Annotated in this window: 21 protein-coding genes and 2 tRNA genes; 9 read left to right on the plus strand and 14 right to left on the minus strand. The window is 65.8% G+C overall.

The features are described 5' to 3' along the window. Positions 1-68: 68 nt before the first annotated feature. Entirely contained in the window at positions 69-617 is a 549-nt protein-coding gene (locus tag FBX97_RS21365) for a porin family protein (protein ID WP_141836370.1), read from the minus strand. A 179-nt stretch (positions 618-796) separates the two neighbouring features. Continuing rightward, positions 797-1,393, minus strand: coding sequence for an alpha-ketoglutarate-dependent dioxygenase AlkB (locus FBX97_RS21370; protein WP_141836372.1), 597 nt, complete (start codon positions 1,391-1,393; stop codon positions 797-799). A gap of 62 nt (positions 1,394-1,455) precedes the next feature. On the opposite strand from FBX97_RS21370, the gene FBX97_RS21375 reads away from it, so the two are divergent. Beyond that, positions 1,456-2,046 (plus strand): molybdopterin-dependent oxidoreductase, encoded by a 591-nt coding sequence (locus FBX97_RS21375; protein WP_141836374.1) that lies wholly within the window; start codon positions 1,456-1,458, stop codon positions 2,044-2,046. 49 nt (positions 2,047-2,095) lie between these two features. Here the strand turns inward: FBX97_RS21375 and FBX97_RS21380 are convergent, their stop codons facing one another. The 7 genes from FBX97_RS21380 to FBX97_RS21410 form a co-directional block, all read right to left on the minus strand. Beyond that, entirely contained in the window at positions 2,096-2,458 is a 363-nt protein-coding gene (locus FBX97_RS21380) for a hypothetical protein (protein WP_141836375.1), read from the minus strand. Positions 2,459-2,605: 147 nt separating this feature from the next. Continuing rightward, complete coding sequence (locus tag FBX97_RS21385) at positions 2,606-2,986, minus strand: MAPEG family protein (RefSeq protein WP_141836377.1); 381 nt, start codon at positions 2,984-2,986, stop codon at positions 2,606-2,608. 31 nt (positions 2,987-3,017) lie between these two features. Next, positions 3,018-3,839: a Rossmann-like and DUF2520 domain-containing protein gene (locus tag FBX97_RS21390; RefSeq protein ID WP_141836379.1), complete on the minus strand. Its 822-nt coding sequence runs from the start codon at positions 3,837-3,839 to the stop codon at positions 3,018-3,020. Position 3,840: 1 nt separating this feature from the next. Further along, positions 3,841-4,419, minus strand: a complete 579-nt coding sequence (locus FBX97_RS21395) for a DUF924 family protein (RefSeq protein WP_141836381.1) — start codon at positions 4,417-4,419, stop codon at positions 3,841-3,843. A gap of 11 nt (positions 4,420-4,430) precedes the next feature. Continuing rightward, entirely contained in the window at positions 4,431-5,174 is a 744-nt protein-coding gene (locus FBX97_RS21400) for an MgtC/SapB family protein (protein WP_141837107.1), read from the minus strand. Positions 5,175-5,199: 25 nt separating this feature from the next. After that, a complete protein-coding gene (locus FBX97_RS21405; RefSeq protein WP_141836383.1) occupies positions 5,200-5,463 on the minus strand; it encodes a hypothetical protein in 264 nt (87 codons plus the stop codon). Positions 5,464-5,465: 2 nt separating this feature from the next. Continuing rightward, complete coding sequence (locus tag FBX97_RS21410; protein WP_141836385.1) at positions 5,466-7,277, minus strand: aminopeptidase P family protein; 1,812 nt, start codon at positions 7,275-7,277, stop codon at positions 5,466-5,468. A 122-nt stretch (positions 7,278-7,399) separates the two neighbouring features. Here FBX97_RS21410 and FBX97_RS21415 point away from each other — a divergent pair, with 122 nt between their 5' ends. Next, the gene (locus tag FBX97_RS21415; protein WP_141836387.1) at positions 7,400-8,002 is read left to right on the plus strand and encodes a hypoxanthine-guanine phosphoribosyltransferase; all 603 of its coding nucleotides are present in this window, start codon (positions 7,400-7,402) and stop codon (positions 8,000-8,002) included. Positions 8,003-8,124: 122 nt separating this feature from the next. On the opposite strand, the gene FBX97_RS21420 is transcribed toward FBX97_RS21415, so the two are convergent. Both FBX97_RS21420 and FBX97_RS21425 read right to left on the minus strand, forming a co-directional pair. Further along, complete coding sequence (locus tag FBX97_RS21420) at positions 8,125-9,081, minus strand: nitronate monooxygenase family protein (RefSeq protein WP_141836389.1); 957 nt, start codon at positions 9,079-9,081, stop codon at positions 8,125-8,127. 102 nt (positions 9,082-9,183) lie between these two features. Then, positions 9,184-9,381, minus strand: a complete 198-nt coding sequence (locus FBX97_RS21425) for a DUF1289 domain-containing protein (RefSeq protein ID WP_141836391.1) — start codon at positions 9,379-9,381, stop codon at positions 9,184-9,186. Positions 9,382-9,490: 109 nt separating this feature from the next. Between FBX97_RS21425 and FBX97_RS21430 the strand changes: the two genes are divergently transcribed. After that, positions 9,491-10,540: a PHB depolymerase family esterase gene (locus FBX97_RS21430; protein ID WP_141836394.1), complete on the plus strand. Its 1,050-nt coding sequence runs from the start codon at positions 9,491-9,493 to the stop codon at positions 10,538-10,540. 10 nt (positions 10,541-10,550) lie between these two features. Here the strand turns inward: FBX97_RS21430 and FBX97_RS21435 are convergent, their stop codons facing one another. After that, a complete protein-coding gene (locus tag FBX97_RS21435) occupies positions 10,551-10,781 on the minus strand; it encodes a cysteine-rich CWC family protein (protein ID WP_370457307.1) in 231 nt (76 codons plus the stop codon). A 109-nt stretch (positions 10,782-10,890) separates the two neighbouring features. On the opposite strand from FBX97_RS21435, the gene argB reads away from it, so the two are divergent. From argB to FBX97_RS21450, 3 genes are all read left to right on the plus strand, one after another. Then, positions 10,891-11,817 (plus strand): acetylglutamate kinase, encoded by a 927-nt coding sequence (gene argB / locus FBX97_RS21440; RefSeq protein WP_141836396.1) that lies wholly within the window; start codon positions 10,891-10,893, stop codon positions 11,815-11,817. Between the two features lie 35 nt (positions 11,818-11,852). Then, positions 11,853-11,927 (plus strand) — tRNA-Thr (locus tag FBX97_RS21445). A 4-nt stretch (positions 11,928-11,931) separates the two neighbouring features. Beyond that, a tRNA-Asp gene (locus FBX97_RS21450) sits at positions 11,932-12,008 on the plus strand. Positions 12,009-12,062: 54 nt separating this feature from the next. On the opposite strand, the gene FBX97_RS21455 is transcribed toward FBX97_RS21450, so the two are convergent. Beyond that, positions 12,063-12,959 carry a TraB/GumN family protein gene (locus FBX97_RS21455; protein ID WP_141836398.1) on the minus strand — a complete coding sequence of 299 codons (897 nt, stop codon included), beginning with the start codon at positions 12,957-12,959 and terminating at the stop codon, positions 12,063-12,065. A gap of 194 nt (positions 12,960-13,153) precedes the next feature. On the opposite strand from FBX97_RS21455, the gene FBX97_RS21460 reads away from it, so the two are divergent. From FBX97_RS21460 to FBX97_RS21470, 3 genes are read left to right on the plus strand one after another with little or no spacing between them, the layout of a single operon-like run. Then, on the plus strand, positions 13,154-13,885 hold the full coding sequence (locus FBX97_RS21460) for an HAD-IA family hydrolase (RefSeq protein WP_255517580.1): 732 nt from the start codon (positions 13,154-13,156) through the stop codon (positions 13,883-13,885). A gap of 25 nt (positions 13,886-13,910) precedes the next feature. Further along, on the plus strand, positions 13,911-14,489 hold the full coding sequence (gene slmA, locus FBX97_RS21465; RefSeq protein WP_141836400.1) for a nucleoid occlusion factor SlmA: 579 nt from the start codon (positions 13,911-13,913) through the stop codon (positions 14,487-14,489). 20 nt (positions 14,490-14,509) lie between these two features. After that, positions 14,510-16,378, plus strand: coding sequence for a chorismate-binding protein (locus FBX97_RS21470; RefSeq protein ID WP_141836402.1), 1,869 nt, complete (start codon positions 14,510-14,512; stop codon positions 16,376-16,378). An 81-nt stretch (positions 16,379-16,459) separates the two neighbouring features. On the opposite strand, the gene FBX97_RS21475 is transcribed toward FBX97_RS21470, so the two are convergent. Beyond that, on the minus strand, positions 16,460-17,077 hold the full coding sequence (locus tag FBX97_RS21475; RefSeq protein ID WP_141836404.1) for an OmpW family protein: 618 nt from the start codon (positions 17,075-17,077) through the stop codon (positions 16,460-16,462). Positions 17,078-17,166: the final 89 nt, after the last annotated feature.

Below are 17,166 nucleotides of genomic sequence, written 5' to 3' on the forward strand. Positions count from 1 at the left end.
GAAGCAAGCAATAAAAAAGGGACCCGCAGGTCCCTTTTTCTATTTGCGATATTCCGCTTGCGCCGGCATCAGAAGCTGTAGCGTGCACCCACGGTCAGGACGTTCGGGCTGGCGCCGAAGTCCTTGCTCTTGCCGTAGCGCTCGTATTCGGCAACCAGGCCAACCTGCTGGTTCACCTTGTACTGCACGCCGACTGCGCCGTAGGCGTCGGTTGCGTGGTCCTTGGTGGTCAGGCCGGCGATGCTCAGTTCACGCTGGCTGTTCTGCAGGCCCAGCTTGCCGTACACGTCGAACTTTTCGTTGATCGGTTTGGTTGCCTTGGCAGCGACGTAGTAGCCGTAGCCCTTGGTTTCGCCACGGGCGGTCGCGGTGTTCACGTCAGCCTTGCGGAAGTCGGTGTAACCGGCTTCGACGCCCCAGTTCTGGTTGAATTCATAGCCACCGAAGATCTTGCCCGAGGCCTTGTAGCCGTCGCTGTTGAAACCGTTGCCGTCTTCATGGTCGGCGCTGGCAACACCCACGCCCAGGTAGGCGTGGCCAGGGGTGGTAGTGTCCTGTGCTTGTGCTGCGGACATGGCGGCGGCGCCGGCGATCAGGGCCACGATGAGCTTTTTCATGACGAATCCTTTTGCTTTGTTGGTCTGGTTCGCGATGCAAAGTGAATCGCGATGTAGCCAAGATAGCACCAGGGTTCGTTTGCGTCCGTGCCCATTTGGTAAGAACTGTAAGCAGCTGTAACTTAATGACCCTTCGTTCAGTTAAATTTTGCCGATGAATGCTGAAACTTAAGCGGTACTTAAGCGACGTACCGAAAAGTCAGGTTAAGACGTGCACCGATTGGTTTTGCAGTTTTATTTATGCCATGCAACCAGTATTTCTGGAGTTCACCTGCCATCAATAACAGGCTGGCGTCCCTCAGATCGATCTTGACGGTGCGTTTGTTCAGCTTGTGGCGCAGGACGAAGGTGCGGGTGGCCCCCAGGCTGAGCGATGCGATGGCCGGTGCCGGGCCGAGTTCCGGCTCGTCGTCGCTGTGCATGCCCATGCTGTCGGCGCCGTCGCGGTAGTAATTCAGCAGCACGCTGTTGTAGCGGTGGCCGGTAAGGTCTTCGACCGTGCTGCGCAAGCCGTTCAACAGCGGCGTCATCGGTGCGGGCGCCAGCGTCAGGCCGGAATAAGTGTAGGCCGCTTCGCCGAACCAGGCCGTCAGGCGCGGCTGCAGGAAGCGCTTGCCGTACAGGACGATCGTTTCGGCGCGCCACGTTGTTTCTTGAATCAATTGTTCCAATACTTGGGCCGGACTGGCCGGCAGCGGCATGCGCGCCAGCATGGCAAGTTCCCCGTCTTCGATCGGGATTGGCACCAGGCTGGCATCGTCGGAGAATAAATCCATTGAGACACCAATCAGACTATGATGGACCAGCCATCGACTTCGTATTTTCTCATGCGTATTTTATGAACAAACGCCAGTTCCTGGGCGCGGCCATCGCCGGCGCCCTGCCGCTCGCCTCTGACGCTGCCGCGGCGCCCGACCGTGGCCCGGCCTCGCGCGGCCCGGCCCTGCTGACCGTCACCGGCGCCATCGCCCGTGCCAACCGCGGGCCGTTCGACCCGGTACTCGACCAGATGATGCACAAGCAGGGCCTCGGCTTCGCCAAGGCTTACACTTTCGACCATGCCGCCCTGCTGCAACTGGCGCCGCACACGATCCGGCCGACGCTCGAATACGACGGCAAGCCGCACACGCTGCGCGGCCCGTTGCTGCTGGACGTACTGGGGAACGCCGGCGCCAGGGTCGGCGACCGGACCATCCTGGTATTGCGGGCGGTGGATGGCTATAACGTCGAACTGAGCGGTGCCCAGGCAAGTGCGCGGGGCGTCATCGTGGCCACCCATATCGACGGGGCGCCGATGCCGCTGGGAGGATTGGGACCGCTGTGGGCCGTCTACGATGCCGACCGGATCCCGGAGTTGGCGGCGCTGCCGCTGGCACAGCGTTTTACGGCATGCCCGTGGGCGCTCTACCACATCGACGTGCGCGCATGACCATGTCGATGTCCATGCGCAGGGCCGGCACCGGCCGGCCCGGGATGGCTCAAGCGTAGGCTTCTGCGAGGCTCATTACACGCGGCACCACCTTGATGCCGACGTTACCGAACAGGGAATCGATGGCCGCCAGGTTGTTGCTGCACTCGTCCGCCTTCCAGCCATTGAACAGATCGGTGCCGTTCTTCTGGAAATGCAGGTCGAGCACCTTGCCTTTGTCCCTGTGGACATAGTTTTGCTGGTGGGTGGGTTCGAAGCCGAGCTCGGCCAGCGCGGTCAGCACGGCGTTCGGCGGATTGTCGGGATCGGTCGCCATGAAGATGCCGAAAGTCTTGCCCGGAGGCTTGGCCGCCACGTCGACTTCATAAATGCCCGGTGCCTTGGTGACACTGGTGCTCTTCAAAAACAGCATGCTGTCCTCCTCCATCCGCCAAGCGGCTTGACGGGCCGCCGGGGTGTTGAATAAATTAGTTGAACTGAGGCAACTAGCTTATTGCAGCACGCCGGCTTTGTCGACGTTTTGCTGATCGAGTTTTGCTTTGGTGCAACAGATACCGTCCTAGGCTTGCTGCAGCAGGCCGATGGCGCTGCCGGCCACCAGCGCGCCGCACGCCAGCATGCCGATGATGAAGCCGGCTTCGCGCTTGGCCGGATCGCGGTAATAGCCGAGCGCATACAGGATGCGGCCAAAGCACCACAGCAGCCCGCCCGCGGCGGCCCAGGTGTCGCCCAGCGCCTGGCCGCACAGCCACAGCGGTACCAGCACCAGTGGCAGCTGTTCGAGGGTATTCGCCTGCACCCGCTGGGCACTCTGGAACGGCAGCGGGCCGTCCATCGACGGCGCCGCCACGCCATACTTGACGCGCGCCCAGCCGGCCATCACGCCGGTCCAGAAGTAGACGCCAAGTACGGCCAGCATGGTCCACTCGGTTAGTTGCATTTTAGAAGTTCCTTTTGATAAAACGGAAGAATCAGGGACGGCGCCGGGCCAGGCCGCGGGTGGCCTCGGCCAGCGCGCCGTACAGGCGTCCGCTGGCGCCGTCCCAGGCATCGACGGCGGCCTGCTGGCGAGAGACCGTGGCCTCGTCGCCGCGTGCGATCGGACCGGACAGCGCCTGTGCGGCGCCCAATCTCAGCACGTTGGCCAGGGTCTCGGCGGCCAGCGGGCCGGCCAGCTCGCGCGCCACCGGTTCCGGGATGCCGGCCGCCTGGTAGGCGCGCAGTGCGGCATCCAGCACCGTGGTCAGGTAGTTCGAAGCAAACACCGAGGCCGCGTGGTACACGGTCTTGGCGGCGGCGTCGATGGCGACGATGCGCGCGCCGGCCGCTTCGAAGGCCGGTACCAGCCGTGCCAGCGCGGCAGCGTCGCCTTCGACCCCGCACCAGGTACCGTCGAACTGCGATGCCACGCCGGCCGGGTCGGCAAAGCTGCGCACCGGGTGCACGCTGGCGACCGCTGCGCCCCTGAGGCGCAGCGGTTCGAGTTCACTGGAGGCCTTGGCGCCGCTGCAGTGGAACACGACGGCGCCTTCGATGTCATGGGCCTGGGCCAGCGCCGCCGCCACCTCGCCGATGCGGTCGTCCGACACCGCCAGCATCCAGACGTCGGCCGGCCGCATCCAGCCGAGCGCGTCGACCGGGTGGCCGGCGCCGATGAAGGCGCAGGCGGCCTGGGCGCCGGCCTGGGAGCGGGTCAGTACGTCCTGCACCCGATAAATGCCGCGCGCGGTGAACACGCGCCCGAGGGCGCGGCCGACGTGGCCGGCACCGACGATGTTCAGGAAAGGCGCCATGTCAGAAGCGCGAACCCGGCTGCTGCAGGAAAGCCAGCTCTTCCGGCGTCGACATGCGTCCGAGGATGGCGTTACGGTGCGGGAAGCGGCCGAAGCGGGCGATCACGCCGCGGTGGCGGTGCGCGTAGTCGAGCATCTCGTCAAAGCCCGGGTGTTCCGCGGCCAGCATCGAGAACAGCTCGACCGCCCGTTCCTGCATATACGGGTCTTCGGCATGCTCGAACGGCATGTAGACAAAGGCGCGCCGCAGCGGAGAGAGTGCGCGGTCGGCGCCCGTCTCCACCAGCTGCTGGGCGGCGGCCAGCGCCAGCGCATCGCCGGCAAAGGATTGCGCGGTGTTGCGGTAAGCGTTGCGGGTGAACTGGTCGAGCACCAGCAGGCGCGCCAGCACGCCGTCCGGGCCGCTCGCATCCCACTCGCGCAGGCCGCCCGCGACGGCGGCGTCGATGGCGGCGCCGAAGCGTTCGCGGATGACGGCATCGAAGGCGTCGTTCTTGACGAACCATTCGCGGCGCGGCTGTCCGTCAATGGCGCTGCCGGGCGCGCCGAACCAGAAATCGAGTATCTCGTGTGGGGTCATGCGGTGTCCCATTAATTACGGGCGTGCGACAGCGAGTAGCCGTCCACGCCTTCGACCGACGACAGCTCGCCCGCCAGCGACGACAGCGGCGCGCCGTTCTGGCCGGCCAGCGCCAGCGCCACGAAGCGCCATTCCTGGGCATTCTTTTCGCTGCCGATGGTGAGCGAGCCGCCGGCGATCTCGTAGCCGCGCTCGAGCGCGGCCTTGCGCAATACTTCTTCTTCGGGGCGGATGCCGGGCTTGAAGCGCAATGTCACCGCCACCGCGCGGCGCGAAGGCAGCATGCCGACTGCGCGGTTCAGGTAGATCATGATCATGGCCGAAAAGAAGGCCAGGCCCATCGCGGCCAGGTAAAAGCCGACGCCGACCATGATGCCGATCACCGACGAAGCCCAGATCGAGGCCGCGGTCGTGAGGCCGCTGATGGTAAAACCGGAGCGCATGATGACGCCGGCGCCGAGGAAGCCGATGCCCGTGACCACGCCCTGGATCACGCGCGTGGGGTCGACCAGCGCGGTGGCGGCGCCATGCCCGCCGTACCAGTAGTTCGGGTAGCCGGCGATGATGGTCAATCCGGCCGAGGCCATGCACACCAGGCCATAGGTGCGCATGCCGGCGGCGCGGCCGTGATAGGAGCGCTCGTAGCCGACCATCAGGCCGAGCAGCAGGGCCCCGGCCAGGTTCAGCAAGATCAGGCCATTGGTCACCAGTTCGGCCGGCGACCAGTAGGCCGCGATCAGGCTCGACACCGTCATGCCGGACTCGGTCACGATCGCCTGGTTAGTCAATCTTTTTCCTGACCAGCTGTTTCTCGAACTCGAGATCGTTCTTGCTGACGCGCTTGACTTCCTGCGGTCCGAGGCCGTTCACGAAGGCGACGAAATCGTCCATCTCGAGCGGCGCGCACAGCGGCGGCGCGCCCGGTTTTTCGGACAGGAAGAACAGGCCGTCGCCGGTGCGCGCCATCGAATACGAGGTGACGCCGCTGCGGCGCTTGAGGCGGTCGACGGCGGCGCTGGCGCGGGTGGAGCGGGAACTGGCCATGATCAGATTTCCTTCGTGCGTAATTCGAGCCAGTCGCGCGCGGCGCCGCTCACGCGTGGCAGCAGGCGCGCACGGACCGTGCGGTGGTAATCGTTCAGCCAGGCGACTTCGTCGCCGCGCATCAGCTTGACGTCGATGCAGCGGGTGTCGATCGGGCACAGGGTGAGCGTCTCGAAGCCGAGGAATTCGCCGAACTCGCCGTTTTCAACCGGCTGCGCCAGCACCAGGTTCTCGATGCGGATGCCCCAGTGGCCGGGGCGGTAGATGCCCGGTTCGTTGGAGGTGATCATGCCCGGTTCGATCGCCGTATGCGGTTCCGGCAGCGCGGTCGGCGAGATCACCTGCGGACCTTCGTGCACGTTGAGGAAGTAGCCGACGCCGTGGCCGGTGCCGTGGCCGTAGTCGATGCCGGCGGCCCAGATCGGCGCGCGCGCCAGCGCATCCAGCATCGGTCCTTTGGTACCGCGCGGGAAACGCGCGATCGACAGGTTGATCATCCCTTTCAGCACCAGCGTGAAGTCGCGTTTCTGCGCCGCCGAGACGGTGCCGACCGGGACCACGCGCGTGATGTCGGTGGTGCCGCCCAGGTACTGGCCGCCGGAATCGATCAACAGCAGGCCGTCGCCTTCGATGGCTGCGTGCGACTCCGGCGTGGCGCGGTAGTGCATGATGGCGCCGTTGGCATTGAAGCCGGCGATGGTGCCGAAGCTGGGGCTGACGAAGCCGGGACGGCGCGCGCGCGCGGCCGTGATCTGTTCGTCGATCGTGACTTCGGTCAGCGGCGTGCCTCCTTCCAAGGCGTGCTCGAGCCAGGCGAAGAATTCGCACAGGGCGGCGCCATCCTGTTCCATGGTCTCTCGCACATGGTCGGCTTCCTGCGGCAGCTTGCGCGACTTGGCGAAGGTGGTCGGGTTGATCGCTTCCACCACGCGCACACCCTGTGGCACCGCGGCGCGCATGCCGGCGGTGATGCGGCGCGGATCGACCAGCAGCGTCGAATCTTCCCGGATCGCCGCCAGCGCGGCGGCGGCATCGGCGTACGGCGCGACATGCACGCCGTCGCGCGCCAGGCGTTCGCGCAGTGCGGGCGGTACCTTGCCGTCGGCGACGAACAGCGTGGCGCGGCTGGACTCGACCAGCGCGTGCGCCAGGAACACCGGGTTGTAGCTGACGTCGGCGCCGCGCAGGTTGAACAGGTAGGCGATGTCGTCCAGGGTCGAGATGAAATGGACATGCGCGCCCAGCTTCGCCATCGCGTTGCGGGTAGCGTGCAGTTTATCCGCGCGCTCCTGCACCGCATACGGCGCCACGTGCTCGAACACCGGCTCGGGCGGCAGGCCGGGACGGTCTTCCCAGATATCGTCCAGCAGGTCGAGGTCGGTGCGCAGCTTGATGCCGCGCGCCGTCAACGCGTCACCCAGCAGGCGCGCCACGGCCAGGCCCAGCACGCGGGCATCGACCGCCACCGTCTGGCCGGCGTCGAGGTTCTCGGCCAGCCAGTCGATGTGCAGCAGGCTGGCGCCGGACGGGATCTTCATCAGCCGGATTTCGGTGCCGGCCAGTTCGCTGTCGGCCTGGGTGTAGTAGCGGCCATCGGTCCAGACACCGGCGAAATCCGCGGTGGCGATGAAGGTGCCGACCGAGCCGGTGAAGCCGGACAGCCATTCGCGGCCCTTCCAGCGGCCGGGCAGGTATTCGGACAGGTGCGGATCGGCGGACGGCACGATGAAGGCATCGACCTGGTGGCGCGCCATCGCGGCGCGCAACTGGGCAAGGCGGGCGGCGCGCACGCCGGTGGTGTCAGGAGCAGGCATGGTCAAAAAAAGGAGATATTCAAATGTTATTCCAAGCCCCGTATCATACGCGCCTCCAGGCGGAACGCGGTTCCCATCATTCTGGCGGATAATTCATTCGACCCTTTTTAGACAGACAGACCATGCAAGACTTTCATTACACCCGTGCGCGCGAACTGATGGCCAATGCCGAGGAAATCGTCAGCGCTGACAAGGTAGCGGCCGCCGTCGGCAACGTGGCCGCCGTGCTGAACCAGCGTTTCGACAACGACGAGACCGGCGCCTTCCCGCTGGTGCTCGGCGTGATGGGCGGCGCGGTGGTATTCACTGGCAACCTGCTGCCCCAGCTGACCTTCCCGCTCGAATTCGACTACATCCACGTGACCCGCTACGGCGACCTGGACAAGGGCGGCGAAGTCGTCTGGAAAGTCATCCCGCGCCAGAACGTGGCCGGGCGCATCATCATCGTGGTCGACGACATCCTCGACGAGGGCGAGACCCTGGCGCACGTGAAACAGCGCCTGCTCGACATGGGCGCGGCCGAGGTGGTCCTGGCCGTGTTCGCCGACAAGGACCTGGGTAAAACCAAGCCGGTGCAGGCCGATATCGTCGGCCTGAGCATTCCGAACCGTTTCGTCGTCGGGTTCGGGATGGATGCGCATGGGTACTGGCGGAATTTGCCGGGCTTGTGGGTGATTAAGGATACGGACAAGAAGGTGGAAGCGGAACAGAACGACACGCCCTGACCCGCGCAGTCTGCACGTCATCCCCGCGCAGGCGGGGATCCAAGTTCGTCGCGCATGGCGAACGTGTGCAATAACTCATCGTAAACTTGGATTCCCGCCTGCGCGGGAACGACGTTCAGGGGCTAACGCAAAGAGAGACGGCCACGCGCCGCCTCGTACTGCGCTTTCAGGCGCGCCACCATCTCTTCCACCGTCGGCACATCCTCCATCAAGCCCACGCCCTGCCCTGCGCCCCAGATATCGCGCCAGGCCTTGGCACTGGCCGAACCGAAACTCATCTTGCTCTTGTCCGACACCGGCAGATTGTCCGGATCCAGCCCGGCCGCCACGATCGATTTCTTGAGGTAGTTGCCGTGCACGCCGGTGAACAGGTTGGTGTACACCACGTCGGCCGCGCTCGAGTCGACGATCGCATCCCGGTACGCATCGCTGACGTTCGACTCCCGGGTCGCCAGCCAGCGCGAGCCGATGTAGGCGAAGTCGGCGCCCATGGCCTGGGCCGCGAGGATGGCATCGCCGGTGGCGATGGCGCCGGACAGCGCGATCGGGCCGTCGAAGAATTTACGCACTTCGCCCACCAGCGCGAACGGCGACAGCGCACCGGCATGGCCGCCGGCGCCGGCCGCCACCAGGATCAGGCCGTCGACGCCCGCCTCCAGCGCCTTTTCGGCGTGGCGGATCGAGATCACGTCGTGCAGCACGATGCCGCCGTAGCTGTGCACCGCGTCCAGCATCTCCGGCGGCGGTGCGCGCAGCGAGGAGATGATGATCGGCACCTGGTGCTTGACGCATACCTCGACGTCGTGCGCCAGGCGGTCGTTCGACTGGTGCACGATCTGGTTGACCGCGATCGGACCCACTTTTTTATCGGGGTGGGCGTCCTGGTAGGCCTGCAATTCGTTCTGCAGATCGGTCAGCCACACGTCGAGCTGCTCGGCCGGACGCGCGTTCAGGGCCGGGAACGAGCCGACGATGCCGGCCTTGCACTGTGCGGCCACCAGCGCGGGGCCGCTGGCGATGAACATCGGCGAGGCGATGACGGGTAGGGACAGGTCTTGCAGGACGGTGGGCAGCGCCATGGAGGTCTCTCACGGTAGGTTGATCGAAGCAGCCCGGCGATTATGGCGCAGAAAAGAACGACCGTGCTAGATTTCCGACTCTAAATCATTTATGCAGCCAATTCAGTCGTCAAAGGGCAGGTCCTGTTCGCGACGGCGGATCGCGGCCCACACCTGGCGCTTGAAAGCGTCGTCGGCGCTGCTCCAGGCGACGATCTCGTCGATGGTGCGCAGGCAGCCCTCGCACAAGCCGGTGTCATTCGACATCTTGCACAGGCTGATGCAGGGAGAAGGAACGGGGCTCTGGTCTTCCGGATTCATGCGCGCAGCGTAACCCATTCGGCACAGTCGCGCCACGCATACACTTTGTAAGGTTGACGCAAGCTTAACAACAAAGACTGGGCGCCGGCCCACCGGAAAGGAGCGCCCCATGAGTCTCAGCCATAAACTGCTGGCGCAGCTACGCGCCGCGGCACAGGCGGTGATGCCGCACGATCGTACCGACGCCGCCCCGCATCCACCCCACGAGGATCCCGTTTCCGACCTGCTCGCCACCCTCGGCCGTATCGGCCAGCCCGGCAGCAACCCGTTTTATTTTCCGCCGCCGGCGGGCGGGGTCGGCGCCGCCGGGCTGCCCGGCCATGTCGTCGATGCCTCTTATACCAACGATGCCGGTACCCGCAGCTACAAGCTGTACGTGCCCGCCACCTATACGGCAGGTCCCGGCCCGCTGCTGGTGATGCTGCACGGCTGCACCCAGAATCCCGACGACTTCGCGCTCGGCACCGGCATGAACGCGCTGGCCGAGGAGTGCGGCTGCCTGGTCGCCTATCCGGCCCAGTCGCAGCAGGCCAACCCGTCGCGCTGCTGGAACTGGTTCAACGCCTTCGACCAGCAGCATGGGCAAGGCGAACCCTCGATCATCGCCGGCCTGACGCGCGACATCATGGGAAGATATGCGGTCGACCCGAAGCAGGTGTACGTGGCCGGATTGTCGGCGGGCGGCGCGATGGCGGCCATCATGGGCACGCTGTACCCGGACCTGTACGCGGCGGTCGGTGTCCATTCCGGCCTGCCGTTCGCGGCGGCGCACGACCTGGCGTCGGCGGTGGCCGCGATGAAGGGCGATTTGCGCCGCCATCATGGCTCAATGCGGGGGCCCGGACGCCCGCTCCCGATCATCGTGTTCCACGGCGACCGCGACACCACCGTGCATCCGGCCAATGGCGACGAGCTGATCCAGCGGCGGCGGCGCCACCCGGCGGAAGCGGTCGAAGTCGAGCCGGGCCAGGTGCCGCACGGCCACGCCTATACACGCACGCTGCACCGCCGTCCCGACGGCAGCATTCACGCCGAACACTGGGTGGTGCACGGTTCGGGCCACGCCTGGTCGGGCGGCGATGCGCGCGGCAGCTATACCGACGGCAGGGGTCCCAGCGCCAGCCAGGCAATGATGCGCTTTTTCCGCACAGCACGTTGAGACGGCAGCGTCATCCGGGTGGCGTCGTGGCAGGCGCCACCGCATGCGATTGCGCGATATGCTGTTCCAGACAGGTCGGGCACCAGCAGCCGGGTGCCGGCGCGCCGGCGTCCAGCGACGGCAGCGCGACGACCGGCGGCAGTGCCGTGCACCAGCACGGGCCGGTGCCGCCGTCGGCCATCGCACAGCCGAAGGACGCGCCGCAGCGGGTACAGGTACTCATGGAGGTGAAAGGATTCATGGCCGGTTCACCTTAACGGCGCCTGCAAAAAATTTCAACAGATGTCTCTATAATGCCCACTGCGATGGCCTGTTGCCTGTAAAATCTCGCAAATTCTTTTTGGACCCCCATGAACGCTACGCTGAACCCATTGGGCGACGACCAGAACAATGACCTGACTGCGGTCTCGCCGCAGATCAAGGCGCAGATCCTGGCCGAAGCACTCCCCTACATCCGTAATTTCCACGGTAAAACCATCGTCATCAAATACGGCGGCAACGCGATGACCGACGAGCGCCTGAAGCACGGCTTCGCGCGCGACGTCATCCTGCTGAAGCTGGTCGGCATGAACCCGGTGGTGGTGCACGGCGGCGGTCCCCAGATCGACAACGCCCTGAAAAAGATCGGCAAGCAAGGCACCTTCGTGCAAGGCATGCGCATCACCGACGAAGAGACCATGGAAGTGGTCGAGTGGGTGCTGGGCGGCGAAGTCCAGCAGGACATCGTCATGCTGATCAACCACTACGGCGGCCAGGCAGTCGGCCTGACCGGCAAAGACGGCGGCCTGATCCGCGCGCGCCGGATGGCCATGCCGGACAAGGAAAAGCCGGGCGAATTCCTCGACATCGGCTTCGTCGGCGAAATCGAGGCGATCAATCCGGCGGTGGTGAAAGCCCTGCAGGACGATGCCTTCATCCCGATCATCTCGCCGATCGGCTTCGGCCAGGACGGGCAAGCCTACAACATCAATGCCGACGTCGTCGCCGGCAAGATCGCGGAAATCCTGAAAGCCGAAAAGCTGATCATGATGACCAACATCGCCGGCGTGCAGGACAAGCAGGGTAACCTGGTCACCGACCTGTCGGCGCGCGAGATCGACGAGATGTTCGCGGACGGTACGATTTCGGGCGGCATGCTGCCGAAAATCTCGTCGGCACTCGATGCCGCCAAGTCCGGCGTCAATACGGTGCACATCATCGATGGCCGTATCGAGCACTCTTTATTGCTGGAAGTCTTGACCGAACAGGCTTTTGGCACTATGATCCGCTCGCACTGAAATTTTGTGGCGACAAGTCGCCGCAGAATGTGAATGCCCTTGTAGCTCAGTGGTAGAGCACTCCCTTGGTAAGGGAGAGGCCACGTGTTCAATCCACGTCAAGGGCACCAGTCTGGAGCGGTAGTTCAGTTGGTTAGAATACCGGCCTGTCACGCCGGGGGTCGCGGGTTCGAGCCCCGTCCGCTCCGCCAGAACATGAAGTAAAAGCTGTAAGAAAAATGCCTCCGCTTGCGGAGGCATTTTTTTTAATACAGTCGCTCAATAGTCACGCCGCGCTCCTGCAGTAAAGCCGGTACGCTGCCTGTCCCCAGCAAGTGCAGCACGCCCACGGCCGCCACCGTCTTCTGTTCCGCCTCCAGCAACCGCACCAGCTTGTCGGCAAGCTTCCGGTTCCGCTCCTTCAGCAGGACCGCATTCACGAACTGCCCCGACACGCTGCGGTCGGCCTCGCAGCGCGCCGCGATCGCATCCAGCGCAGTGCGGTCGGCCGTGCTCCAGGCCTGCACCATGGCGCGCGCATCGCTGCGCAGCGCGCCGGATTCGATCGCCCCCATCATCTCGTCGAGGAAGCGCCAGCGCTCCGGCACGCTCAGGCGGTCGAGCAGGGACAGCTGGGCGGACAGCGATTCCAGTTCGAGCACGCGGACGTCGGCGGCGCGCGCGGTACGGGCCAGCCAGGCTTCGCTCGACCAGTCGCCGCGATACCCCTGCCTGGTGTATTCGGCCAGCGCCAGCAGGGTCGCCAGCAGCACCGGCTTGTAGTCCAGCACCGTGCCGGCATCCAGGCCGCCCTGCAGGATCAGCGCATCGAGGCGGCGCTTCTGCGCGCTCGGCATGGCGCCGTAATCGTCTTCGCCCGGCACCAGCATGCCGTGGCTGCGCACCGCCCGCTGCAGGGCCGCGCGCGGCTGGGCCGGGTCCATTTCGAGCGCCAGTGTGGACGCCGCCGCCAGCGCCTGCGCGATGCGCGGCTCGAGCGGATAAAAACCGGACTGGCCGACGTGCAGGGTGCCGAACAGCAGCATCGTATGGCCGTTGAGGGTGGCGCTGAACAGGGCGCCGCGCTCGGCCGGGCTGCGCTCGGCAGCGTGCACGGCCAGGGTGAACAGGACAAGCAGGAAGGCAAGGACAGGACGACGCATGGGACACTCCTGACAGGTTGGAAATATTTCCTGAGGGTATCCATATCGGGTAAGCCCTCCTGTCGATTATCAGCAAGCTCATCCGTAGCGACCTGCGCCAGCGCAGTCCCCGGGCCAGAGCCGGATCAGCATCTGCGAAGCGCCTGCGCGCAGCCGATATAATCGCGGCTGCTCCCTTTTATCTTCGTCCTCCGGTGCCCAAGCTCCCCTCCCCCGTCTGGCTGTTCGACCTCGACAACACGCTGCACGACGCCTCGCATGCGATCTTCCCGGCGATCAGCGCCAACATGAACACGTATATCGGGCGCGTGCTCGGCGACGGCGTCACGCCGGCCAGCCGCGAGGCGGTGAACGCGGCGCGCATCGGCTACTGGAAGAAGTACGGCGCCACCCTGCTCGGCATGATCCGCCACCACCAGGTCGACGCCGCCGACTTCCTGCGTGAAACCCACGACCTCGGTGCGCTGCAGGAGATGGTCCGCTTCGAGCGCGGCCTGGCGCGCCTGCTGCGCCGCCTGCCCGGCCGCAAGATCCTGCTGACCAACGCGCCGCTCGACTATTCGACCGACGTGATGCGCCACCTCGGGCTGCAGCGCCACTTCGCCCACCACATCGCGATCGAAGACATGCGCGTGCATGGGCAGCTGCGTCCGAAGCCGTCGAAGCTGATGCTGCGCCGCCTGCTGCGCCGCCACGGCCTGGCAGCGCAGCGCTGCATCCTGGTCGAAGACACGCTGGTCAACCTGAAGCACGCCAAGCAGCTCGGCCTGCGCACCGCCTGGGTCACCCAGTACCTGCGCTACAGCGATCCAATAGGAAAAGCGCCCTTGCCGAAGATGGTCAAACGCCCCGGTTACGTCGATGTCAAAGTAAAATCCGTGCTTCGCCTGCCGGCGCAACTGCACCGGCTGCGCGCCCATAAATAAAACATCCAGGGAATCCGAAACAGATATGCCAAGCACCAAGCCGGGCCAGCGCAAACTTCAAATTCTCCAGGCCCTGGCGGCCATGCTCGAACATCCGAAAGGCGACAAGATCACGACCGCGGCGCTGGCCGCCAAGCTGACCGTCTCCGAAGCCGCGCTGTACCGTCATTTCGCCAGCAAGGCGCAGATGTTCGAGGGCTTGATCGAGTTCATCGAATCGAGCGTGTTCGGGGTGATCAACCAGATCAGCGAACGCGAAGAACAGGGCGTGGCGCAGGCGCATGCGATGCTGCAGATGCTGCTGACCTTTGCCGCCAGCAACCCGGGCATGACGCGGGTGCTGATCGGCGATGCGCTGGTCGGCGAAGACGAGCGCCTGCAGCTGCGCATGAACGGGTTCTACGACAAGGTCGAACTGGCTTTCAAACAGGCCTTGCGCGTGGCCGCCAGCCAGGGCCACGGCCGCGAGGAAGACGTCGCCGCGCGCGCCGCACTGCTGGTGTCCTACGTGGCCGGCCGCTGGCACCGCTATGCCAAGAGCGGTTTCAAGCAGCACCCGGCCGAGAACAGCGCGCTGCAGCTGTCGCTGCTGCTGGCCGCCTGAAGCACGCTCCGGACGCCACCATGGATGCCTCCCCGCCCATCTACGCCCTGCTGGACAACGCCAGCCCGAGTGCCGGCCCCGGCGGCTGGCACCAGGCCCGTTCGCGCCTGTACCGCGATTACGCCGGCACCCTGGCCTGCCACACAATCGCCGAGTGGCCGCCCCTGCTGGCGCGCCTGCAGGCCGCGCTGGCGCGTGGCCTGTACGCGGTGCCGGTGCTGGCCTACGAACTGGGCGAGCAGCTGCTCGGCGTGGCCGCAGGCGCGCCCCGCGCCGCCGACGCGCCGCTGGCGCAAGTGCTGCTGTTCGAGCGCTACGAGGCGCTGGATGCGGATGGCGTGACAGCCTGGCTCGACGAACGTGCCGCCGCAGACGACGGCGGCCCGGCCGGTATCGCCGCGGTGCGCCCCAACGTCGACAACGCCGCGTTTGCGCGCGCCATCGACGCCATCCACGCCTACATCGAGGCCGGCGATACCTACCAGGTGAACTACACCTACAGGCTGCGCTTCGACGCCTTCGGTTCGGTGTTCGCGCTGTATGCTCGCCTGCGCGCGCGCCAGCCGGTGCCCTACGGGGCGCTGGTCGGCCTGCCCGACGGGCGCACGGTGCTGTCGCTGTCGCCGGAACTGTTCGTGCGCCACGACGCCGGACGCCTGCTGGCGCGGCCGATGAAGGGGACGGCACGCGTCGGCAGCGACGACGCCGAGACTGCCGTGCGTGCCACGGCGCTGGCCGCCGACCCCAAGAACCGCGCCGAAAACCTGATGATCGTCGACCTGCTGCGCAACGACCTGGGCCGCATCGCGCGCACCGGCAGCGTCGGCGTGCCGGCACTGTTCGAGGTGCGCCCCTACGGCCGTGTGCTGCAGATGACCTCCACCATCCAGGCCCAGCTCGCGCCCGGCGTCGGCCTGGCCGGCATCTTCGACGCGCTGTATCCGTGCGGGTCGATCACCGGCGCCCCCAAGCGCCGCACGATGGAAATCATCCGCGAACTGGAACCGGCGGCGCGCGGCATCTATACGGGGGGACTGGGCTGGATCGATCCTCCCGCTTCCCAGCCTGGGATAGGCGGTGCCGAGGTCGGCGACTTCTGCCTGGCGGTGCCGATCCGCACCCTGGTGCTGCAGCCGGAACACGGCGGCGTGCGCCATGGAGAATTGGGCGTGGGCGCCGGCATCGTCCACGACAGCATTGCCGCCGACGAGTATGCCGAATGCCAGCTGAAGGCCGGCTTCCTGACCGGGCTGCCGAACGATTTCGACCTGTTCGAGACGATGTACGCCACGCGCGAGGATGGCTGCCGCCACCTGGAACGCCACCTGGCGCGGCTGCAGGCCTCGAGCAGCTACTTCGGCTATCCGCTGCGTCTTGAGCTGGCGCGTGCCGGCGTGCAGGCCGCCTGCAGCGTGCTGCCGGCCGGCCAGCCGCACCGCCTGCGCCTGTCGCTGCGGGCCGATGGCGAGATCGTGGTGCAGAGCGGCCTGCTGGCGCCGCTGCAGGAGCCGGTGCGCCTGCTGCTGGCGGACGATCCGGTCGATGCCGACGACCTGTTCCTGCGCCATAAGACCAGCATCCGCAGCCGTTACGACGCCGCCTGGAAAGCCGCCGAAAGCGTGGGCGCCTTCGACACCCTGTTCTTCAACCGACGCGGCGAGCTCACCGAAGGTGGCCGCAGCAACGTGTTCGTTCGCGTAAAAGGACGCTGGTACACGCCGCCGCTGTCGGCCGGCGTGCTGCCGGGCGTGATGCGCGGCGTGCTGCTGGACGATCCGGCCTGGAACGCGATCGAAGTGCCGATCACGCGCGCGACCCTGCTGCGGGCCCAGGAGATCGTCGTCTGCAATGCGCTGCGCGGACCGCTGCGGGCGGTATTGGCCGATTGAATGGCGGACCGGCTGCGCGCATAAAAAAGCCGGCACCAGGCCGGCAACGCTTGGAGGAAGCGAAACCTGTCGCAGGGAAGGTCAGAACCGGTAACCGAGGCCGACGCCAACCAGCACCGGATCGACCTTCACCCGGCTGGCGCGCGCCCCGCCGATCTCGACGTCGCTGCGGATCTGCACCTTCTTGACGTCGATGTTGACCGACCAGCGGTCGTCGAGGCGGAAGTCGGCGCCGGCCTGCAGCGCCAGCCCGACGCTGTCGTGTTCGAGGCGCGCCGCGCCATCCAGCAGTTTTACTTTCGACATCAGCGTGTAATTCACGCCCGCGCCCACGTAGGGATCGATGGTGGCGCCGGGGATGAAATGGTATTGCGCGGTGAGCGTCGGCGGCAGGTGCTTGAAGGTGCCGATCCGGGTGCCGTCGAGGGTGACGTCGTGCTTCTGCGGATAGGTGAGGATCAGTTCCGCGGCCCAGTGCGGGGTGAAGTAATACGCGATGTCGACTTCGGGAATCCACTTGTCGCTCACGTGCAGGCGGTCGCGCGCGCCGCTGCCGCCGACCGGATCGGATTTGTCGGCCGGGTCGATGTGGACCGCGCGTGCCCGCACCAGCCAGGGCGATTCCTGTGCCTGCGCCAGGTTGTGGGTGGCTATCAGGCCCAGGGCGGCAAGGGTCAGGATCAGCAGCGGCTTGTTCATGGTGTTACCTTTCTTCGCGTTGTTGTTCAGCGAATGTAAGGTTATTGATTCACCTCAACAAAATCGTTGATGTGGATCAAAATCACCAT

The sequence above is a fragment of the Herbaspirillum sp. SJZ107 genome, from assembly GCF_006715485.1.
In the GTDB taxonomy this organism is placed as follows: domain Bacteria; phylum Pseudomonadota; class Gammaproteobacteria; order Burkholderiales; family Burkholderiaceae_D; genus Telluria.

Excerpts from the sequence above, each read along its gene's own strand:
- FBX97_RS21365 (WP_141836370.1), bottom strand. The coding sequence starts at position 617 with ATGAAAAAGCTCATCGTGGCCCTGATCGCCGGCGCCGCCGCCATGTCC.
- FBX97_RS21370 (WP_141836372.1), bottom strand. The coding sequence starts at position 1,393 with ATGGATTTATTCTCCGACGATGCCAGCCTGGTGCCAATCCCGATCGAA.
- FBX97_RS21375 (WP_141836374.1), top strand. The coding sequence starts at position 1,456 with ATGAACAAACGCCAGTTCCTGGGCGCGGCCATCGCCGGCGCCCTGCCG.
- FBX97_RS21380 (WP_141836375.1), bottom strand. The coding sequence starts at position 2,458 with ATGCTGTTTTTGAAGAGCACCAGTGTCACCAAGGCACCGGGCATTTAT.
- FBX97_RS21385 (WP_141836377.1), bottom strand. The coding sequence starts at position 2,986 with ATGCAACTAACCGAGTGGACCATGCTGGCCGTACTTGGCGTCTACTTC.
- FBX97_RS21390 (WP_141836379.1), bottom strand. The coding sequence starts at position 3,839 with ATGGCGCCTTTCCTGAACATCGTCGGTGCCGGCCACGTCGGCCGCGCC.
- FBX97_RS21395 (WP_141836381.1), bottom strand. The coding sequence starts at position 4,419 with ATGACCCCACACGAGATACTCGATTTCTGGTTCGGCGCGCCCGGCAGC.
- FBX97_RS21400 (WP_141837107.1), bottom strand. The coding sequence starts at position 5,174 with ATGACGGTGTCGAGCCTGATCGCGGCCTACTGGTCGCCGGCCGAACTG.
- FBX97_RS21405 (WP_141836383.1), bottom strand. The coding sequence starts at position 5,463 with ATGGCCAGTTCCCGCTCCACCCGCGCCAGCGCCGCCGTCGACCGCCTC.
- FBX97_RS21410 (WP_141836385.1), bottom strand. The coding sequence starts at position 7,277 with ATGCCTGCTCCTGACACCACCGGCGTGCGCGCCGCCCGCCTTGCCCAG.
- FBX97_RS21415 (WP_141836387.1), top strand. The coding sequence starts at position 7,400 with ATGCAAGACTTTCATTACACCCGTGCGCGCGAACTGATGGCCAATGCC.
- FBX97_RS21420 (WP_141836389.1), bottom strand. The coding sequence starts at position 9,081 with ATGGCGCTGCCCACCGTCCTGCAAGACCTGTCCCTACCCGTCATCGCC.
- FBX97_RS21425 (WP_141836391.1), bottom strand. The coding sequence starts at position 9,381 with ATGAATCCGGAAGACCAGAGCCCCGTTCCTTCTCCCTGCATCAGCCTG.
- FBX97_RS21430 (WP_141836394.1), top strand. The coding sequence starts at position 9,491 with ATGAGTCTCAGCCATAAACTGCTGGCGCAGCTACGCGCCGCGGCACAG.
- FBX97_RS21435 (WP_370457307.1), bottom strand. The coding sequence starts at position 10,781 with ATGAATCCTTTCACCTCCATGAGTACCTGTACCCGCTGCGGCGCGTCC.
- argB (WP_141836396.1), top strand. The coding sequence starts at position 10,891 with ATGAACGCTACGCTGAACCCATTGGGCGACGACCAGAACAATGACCTG.
- FBX97_RS21455 (WP_141836398.1), bottom strand. The coding sequence starts at position 12,959 with ATGCGTCGTCCTGTCCTTGCCTTCCTGCTTGTCCTGTTCACCCTGGCC.
- slmA (WP_141836400.1), top strand. The coding sequence starts at position 13,911 with ATGCCAAGCACCAAGCCGGGCCAGCGCAAACTTCAAATTCTCCAGGCC.
- FBX97_RS21470 (WP_141836402.1), top strand. The coding sequence starts at position 14,510 with ATGGATGCCTCCCCGCCCATCTACGCCCTGCTGGACAACGCCAGCCCG.
- FBX97_RS21475 (WP_141836404.1), bottom strand. The coding sequence starts at position 17,077 with ATGAACAAGCCGCTGCTGATCCTGACCCTTGCCGCCCTGGGCCTGATA.